The organism is Coxiella-like endosymbiont (assembly GCF_002871095.1).
GTDB lineage: Bacteria > Pseudomonadota > Gammaproteobacteria > Coxiellales > Coxiellaceae > Coxiella.
The window spans coordinates 1-6,952 of sequence record NZ_NSHJ01000126.1 but is presented as its reverse complement, the minus strand read 5'-3'; the positions used below and the strand labels follow the sequence as shown (position 1 = coordinate 6,952).

The window sequence follows — 6,952 nt, the reverse complement described above, 5'->3', positions numbered from 1 at the left end:
ATTTAATGACTAAGATATATTTTTAGAAATATATAACAGTCGGGTAACGTCTTAGTAGTAGAATTGTTCGTAATGATTTTTGATCTCATGCTATAATTGTTTAGAAAATTTTTTAAGCCTATAAATATTGCATTAAAATAACAATGCATATTTTGAGATAAATCAAAAAGAGCTGTGAGTATTTTCAAAAAATAACGCTAAATAATATTCTACATTTGTTGCTATTTTTTTATAAACTGACTCTTTGATAAAGAGGACAATCTTTTAAAATTTGTTAAAAATTTAGCTAGCTCAATCTAACGAAAGCAGATAATCGTTTTGTTGATTAGGGAACTATTCAGGTGTATTTGATAATCAAATCAATGCTATTTTTTAAGAAAGAGTTTAGTGTCTGGATTAAAATTACCAATATTAATAGTTTATATTCTATTTTTAAGTAATTTAATTCGGACAAGGTAAAATTTTTTATAGAAAAAATCTCAATAATGGATTCTCGTTAAAAATATTTTGATGTTCTATAATTTCCTGAATAGGAAGGTAAAAGCAGATAAAATTTTGCAAGGGTTTTTAGAAAAATTTTTATTAATAAAACAGTATAAAGATATTTTTTTAGATTATCAGGGAACGAAAACGTGTCATTAAAAGTAAGGAAGGAATAGACTAGCATTCCATGTGAACACAAAATCACTGGTAAAGAGCTTGATTAGATAGAGAGAAAAGTCGTCGTAAAGTAAATCCCTTATAAGATAATAAAATAAGGGTTTCATTTTTATCTATAAAAATGGATAATTCGTAGTTAAAACGATTCTTGGAATGAACGTTTGAAGTTATTAACAATAATTGAAGTTATTAACAATAATTAACAATATAAGAGGTCCAGAATTTTTAGTAGCAGATCTCTAACATCGAGAGTAATAGCATTACCTTTTAAAAATTACCACTATAAAAAAGTATCTCTAGCACAAAGAGTCGGTGGTTATTATAGAAGACTTACTAAAAGTAATTGATTAACTCATTAATTTTAACTACACATATACAATAATTTTGTAATAAACCTTTAACAGTATGAGTAATAGATTTTAGCAAAGAACGATGATAGCCAATTTCAAGATTCGGATAATGTTTTTTCAAATTTTTTAATCCATAAAATTGCATTAAAGAAGCTCATTCTCTGATTAAACTTTTAAAAATAAAATATTTTATTGAGTTGTGGATGGCATTTTTATTGGATTCCCATGTATTTAATTCTCTAATTTAATTTTCTATAAAATAGAAATTTTTCTTTGGTAAAAAAGAAAAGGACTGTCGCCTTTTATTTTCATCATGAGTTAGATTTTTAGAAAATTTGGGGGGGATTATTGTTCAATAATTCCCCCTCCTAAACATTGATTCTCTAAATAAAAAACTATAGATTGACCGGCTGTTATGGCTCGTTGGGGCTTTTTAAAGACCGCTCGACAGCGATCTGCAGTAAGTAATGAAACAATACATGATTGATCGGGTTGACGATAGCGTATTTTAGCTTTACAAATCAAAGGTGTTGAAGGTGGACTGCCTTGAATCCAATGCACGTTCGAACAAAAGCATTCTTTGGTATAGAGCAAAGGATGATCATATCCTTGGCCCACGATTAATACATTACGTTTAATGTCTTTAGCAATGACGTACCAAGGCTTTTCGTTACTATCAGGACGCCCCCCGATGCAAAGGCCTTTGCGTTGTCCAAGAGTATAGAACATAATACCGTCATGCTCACCAACAACCTTGCCTTCTAGTGTTTCCATATTTCCTGGTTGAGTTAATAAAAATTCATTAAGAAATTTTTTAAATTTACGCTTACCAATAAAACAAATGCTTGTACTATCTTTTTTGGCGTAGGTGATTAAACCCGCATCTTTTGCCATGGCTCGAACATCAGATTTATAGTAATTTCTTAAGGGAAAAAAGCTATGAGCTAATTGGTATTGATTGAGAAGATACAAAAAATAACTTTGATCTTTGTTCTTGTCACAGGCTTTTAAGAGCTTAAAATAGCCGTTTTCTTTTTTTAAGCTCGCATAATGGCCCGTAGCAAGATAATCTGCGCCTAATTTTTTAGCATATTCAAGTAGGGATTTAAATTTAATTTCTCGATTACATAACACATCGGGATTAGGTGTGCGACCATTAGCAAATTCGTCCAAACAATGTTGAAAAACATTGCTCCAGTATTCCTTGCTAAAATTGATCGTATACAAAGGAATTCCAATATGATCAGCAATGGCCTTGGCATCACTTAGATCCTGTTCAGCTGTGCACATTGAGTCATTCTTATCGTCTTCCCAGTTTTGCATGAAAACCCCAAATATTTTGTATCCTGCCTTTTTTAAGGTGAGCGCGGCTACAGAGGAGTCCACACCTCCTGAAAGGCTTACAGCAACCACTTGATTTTTTTTAAAATTTAACATTACTAGTTTAGTGTAAAAGATGCAAGATAAAAGTCAACAAATAGTAAGAGAGCAAAGAATAGAGGAATGTCTTATATGGTTATGGTATATGGTAAATTTGCGTCTTGGTTTTGAAAACGGTACATTAAGGTGTGTTTTCTGTTGAGCTCAAATATCTACAGAGTATAGGAAGAGTAATTATGAGTTTTTTGAATCTTTTAGGTATTGATACAGCCTATGGTATGCCAATTACTACTCAACAACCTCCTCATCCTGGTAGCTTTTGGTCGATGCTGTGGTTACCACTCTTATTAATTTTATTTTTTTATTTTCTTTTAATCAAACCTCAGGTTAAGCGAGCGAAAGAACAAAGACAATTACTAGAAAATATTGCCCTTGGAGATGAAGTTATAACGACTGGAGGCATTACAGGAAAAATAATACGATTAAAAGATAACTTCGTTGTGCTTGAAATAGCTAAAAGCATAGAAATCACTTTGCAAAAGGGATCAATTACTTCGATATTGCCTAAAGGCACCATTGATTCTATTTAAGTTTTTTGTTTTAGGTAAAAGTATGAATCGCTATTCGTTCTGGCGTTATCTTTTATTTGTCTTGCTTATCTTAATGGGTGTTATTTATGCGTTTCCTAACTTATATGGTGAAGATCCAGCCATTCAAATTTCGGAAAAAAAAGGGAGATTTATTAAGGCAAATTTAGAAAAACAGATTGAATCGCATCTGAATGCTCAAAATATCCCTTACCAAAATTTTCAACGCACTATAGATTCAATCTTAGTACGATTTCCTAATACGGAAGCTCAACTTAAAGCACAAGATATAATTCAAGGAAGCTTGGATACAACAAATTATTCAGTTTCATTAAATTTAGCTTCCCGTACTCCAAAATGGCTTCAAGCGATTGGCGCCAAACCCATGCGATTAGGATTAGATTTGCGTGGAGGGATTCACTTTTTATTAAACGTTGATGTAAATGCGATTCTTAAAGTGCAGGAAAGTGGAGATATTCATAGTATTGTTTCTACTTTTCGCAAAGCACAAGTTCGATATACTAGTATAACTACTGATTCAGAGGGTATTATCATTGATTGCTACGATATGCAAGCGTGTAAGCAAGGAATAAATCTATTAAAAAAACAATTCAGAGATTATCAATTTCAAGGTCAAGGGCTAAGAATTCGAAGGAGAATTCCCAAGGAAGTTTTACAGCAAATCCAAGAAAATACAGTCAACCAGATTACTACTATTCTTCGAACTCGGGTAAATGAACTAGGTGTGGCTGAATCAGTAGTTCAACGGCAAGGAGAAAGTTACATTAGTGTAGATCTTCCAGGTATTCAAGATACTGCCCAGGCAAAAGATATCATTGGCAAAATGGCTAGCATTCGTCTGCAATTGGTTGATATGAATCATGATGCTCAAAAAGCTGCTAAAACAGGGACTGTGCCTTTCGGTTCAAAATTATATACCTATGAAAATAAACCTGTCTTACTTAAGAAGCAGGTAGTTTTAAACGGAATTTCAATTATTAATGCCGCAAGTATTATTGGAGAAACTGGTAGCCCCGCGGTACAAATTCGAGTAAGTGGTAATGAAGTCTCTTCTTTTAATCGAATTACTGAAGAAAATATAGGTAAACCATTAGCGGTGGTATATCTGGAAACTCAAACCACTCCTCATTTGGAAAATGGTAAAATAGTGAGCTGTCATCGTCAGCTGGAACGGGTAATTAACATCTCGACGATACAGACGGCTTTAGGAAATAATTTTCAAATCACTAATCTTTCTACTATGAAATATGCTAATAATTTAGCTTTATTGCTTCGTTCTGGTGCTTATCCGGTTCCAGTGGATTTTGTTCAGGAAAGAGTGGTTGGTCCTAGCCTTGGACAAGAAAATATACATATGGGTCTTTTGTCTATTGAGATTGGTGCCTTGTTAGTAATTTTATTTATGGCCTTTTATTATCACTTATTTGGAATTATTGCAAATATTGCATTGATATTAAATATGATTTTTATTGTTGCCGTACTATCAGTTTTGGGTGCAACACTAACACTGCCCGGTATTGCCGGAATTGTTTTAACTGTTGGTATGGCTGTAGATGCCAATATATTAATTAACGAGAGGATCCGTGAAGAGCTTCGAAATGGTATATCGTTTCATAAGAGCATTAAGGCGGGATACGATCGTGCCTTTTCTACCATTGTGGACGCTAATATGACGATATTAATTGTAATGAGTGTTTTATTTGCTGTAGGTTCAGGCTCTGCTATTCAAGGATTTGCGGTAAGTACTATAATTGGACTTTTTTCCTCCATGTTAACAGCGATTTTCTTTACTCGTGCTATTGTCAATTTAATTTATGGACATCGAGGTGTTTCCCATTTATCTATTGGGATTAAACCTAAATTTTTTTAAAGTGAATACAATAATGGAATTTTTTAAAGCTAATATTAAAATTTCATTCATGCGTCAACGTAAATGGGCTGGTATTTTTTCAGCTATTATTTTTCTTGCTTCTATCATTTCTCTTTGTATTTATGGATTAAATTTAGGATTTGATTTTACAGGGGGGACTCAGGTTGAGGTAAGTTTTACGCAACCAGTTGATGCATCTGTGATTCGAAAAAATTTAGTAGAGCAAGGTTTTCCTCAAACAGTGGTCCGGGTTTATGATGTTCGTCATATTTCAGTTCGTGTGCCGCCGCATAAAGAGCTCACTCAAGATAAGCTTAAAACAAACTTAATGACAGCGATCTCCGGTGGCACTCTTGGATCGTTAGATTATATCGGTCCACAACTAGGACAGCAATTAATGATTAATGGGATTTTGGCTGTTATTTTATCCTTAATTGCTATTATAATTTACATCAGTTTGCGTTTTGAATTTCGCTGTGCTTTAAGTGCCGCTATTGCTTTGATTCATGATCCAGTATTAATTTTAGGATTTTTTTCTTTTTTTGATTTAGAATTTAATTTAATTGTATTAGCAGCAGTTCTAACAGTCATAGGTTATTCCCTTAATGATACTATCGTAGTTTATGATCGAATTCGCGAAAATTTCCGTCAAATTTGTTCTGGCACCATTACTCCAACCGAAATTGTAGATTTATCTATTAATCAAACTTTATCCCGAACTATTATGACCTCAGGTTTAACATTAATTGTTGTAATAGCTTTATTTATTTTTGGTGGTAGTAGTTTGAGACCTTTTTCTTTAGCTTTAATCCTCGGAATCATCATCGGGACTTACTCTTCCATTTACATAGCTGGTTCCTTGGCCGTTACGTTTGGTATTAATCGACAACATCTCCTTCGCTTTCCTAAAAAAATTGAAGATAATTTACCTTAGTTTTAGAGTTTTTTTATTAGTTATTAGTTTTTTATTCTAACCTGCTTTTAAAATCATCTTTACGTCAGGCATAGTTTCTCGTGTTAATAAAACTTTTATAAAAAATCAGTTTTAGGTACGCAAGCTGTTGGGGATTAGAAAAGACTATTTTTATAAGGATAAAACTTTCTATGTAATTTTTAGAAATTAAAATTTAGTATTTTTAATGATCTCTTAAATTGAGAATAAAGAATTAGTGAAACTCATAGAACGGACATTGAATTATTAGATTATTCTTCATATCACTTTTAAGTATATTGACTACTTTTACAAACAATCCCCTTCATACGATTTAGTTATGAAATCAGATTATTTAACAAGTTTAGTTGTAAGTACATCAAGTTCCAAACAAAGAGCAACAAAGCTAACAAATTTTTTTTAATATAAGAAAAAATTCATGCAATCTAGTCTAAAGGTTAAAAACGCATGGATAATTTTCATATCCTAGTAAAACTATAGTTGTACCAAAAACTTGAAAATACAAACCTTTATAGTATTTTGCTCTTTTCATTTATAATTAAGAAACTGTATAAAAATTAATCTTTTTTATAAAAAATTTGCTCTTTATGGCTGTAATGAAGTTACAAGGTATTGAGACAGTCATAATTATGTTCATAAAAAATATATGCTAAATTATTTCTGACTGAGAATTTTTTTTGATATTAAAATAAAATACGTTCATTGGGAATAAAAGTGGTAATTAAAAATTAATGATTCGCTCATTAGTTAAATAAGCACAATCCATTGAAAATTAGTAATAACCCACTACACTAATATTAAGTATATTAAGTAGATTCACAATCAGTGCGCACTAGTATCAAAAATACTTCTTATCTTGTAAGATATAAATTTGATTATTATATTTAGTACTATAACTGCTAATCAATATTTTAACTATAAAAACTCAGTTTATTTATAATATTGTTAATTAAAGGTGTTAATCTCTTTCAAGTTAGTAGGAGAGAAAACTTTTATATGATTTATATCATATATCACTATTGCTGCTAGTATAATTGGTTCGTTTTCTCAACCGATATTAGAAGAGATTAAAATATTTTTGTATAAAAAAGAATAGTGATTTTTGAAAATTAAAATAAGAATTATTATAAAT

The 6,952-nt window shown here is 31.4% G+C and carries 4 protein-coding genes; 3 read left to right on the top strand and 1 reads right to left on the bottom strand.

From position 1 onward, the window contains the following. Positions 1-1,355: 1,355 nt before the first annotated feature. Entirely contained in the window at positions 1,356-2,447 is a 1,092-nt protein-coding gene (gene mnmA, locus CLERM_RS02885; RefSeq protein ID WP_102157094.1) for a tRNA 2-thiouridine(34) synthase MnmA, read from the bottom strand. A 179-nt stretch (positions 2,448-2,626) separates the two neighbouring features. On the opposite strand from mnmA, the gene yajC reads away from it, so the two are divergent. From yajC to secF, 3 genes are read left to right on the top strand one after another with little or no spacing between them, the layout of a single operon-like run. Next, positions 2,627-2,980 (top strand): preprotein translocase subunit YajC, encoded by a 354-nt coding sequence (gene yajC, locus CLERM_RS02880; protein WP_102157093.1) that lies wholly within the window; start codon positions 2,627-2,629, stop codon positions 2,978-2,980. A gap of 22 nt (positions 2,981-3,002) precedes the next feature. Further along, the gene (gene secD, locus CLERM_RS02875) at positions 3,003-4,868 is read left to right on the top strand and encodes a protein translocase subunit SecD (RefSeq protein WP_102157092.1); all 1,866 of its coding nucleotides are present in this window, start codon (positions 3,003-3,005) and stop codon (positions 4,866-4,868) included. Positions 4,869-4,881: 13 nt separating this feature from the next. Then, positions 4,882-5,802 carry a protein translocase subunit SecF gene (gene secF, locus CLERM_RS02870; RefSeq protein WP_102157095.1) on the top strand — a complete coding sequence of 307 codons (921 nt, stop codon included), beginning with the start codon at positions 4,882-4,884 and terminating at the stop codon, positions 5,800-5,802. Positions 5,803-6,952 lie beyond the last annotated feature (1,150 nt).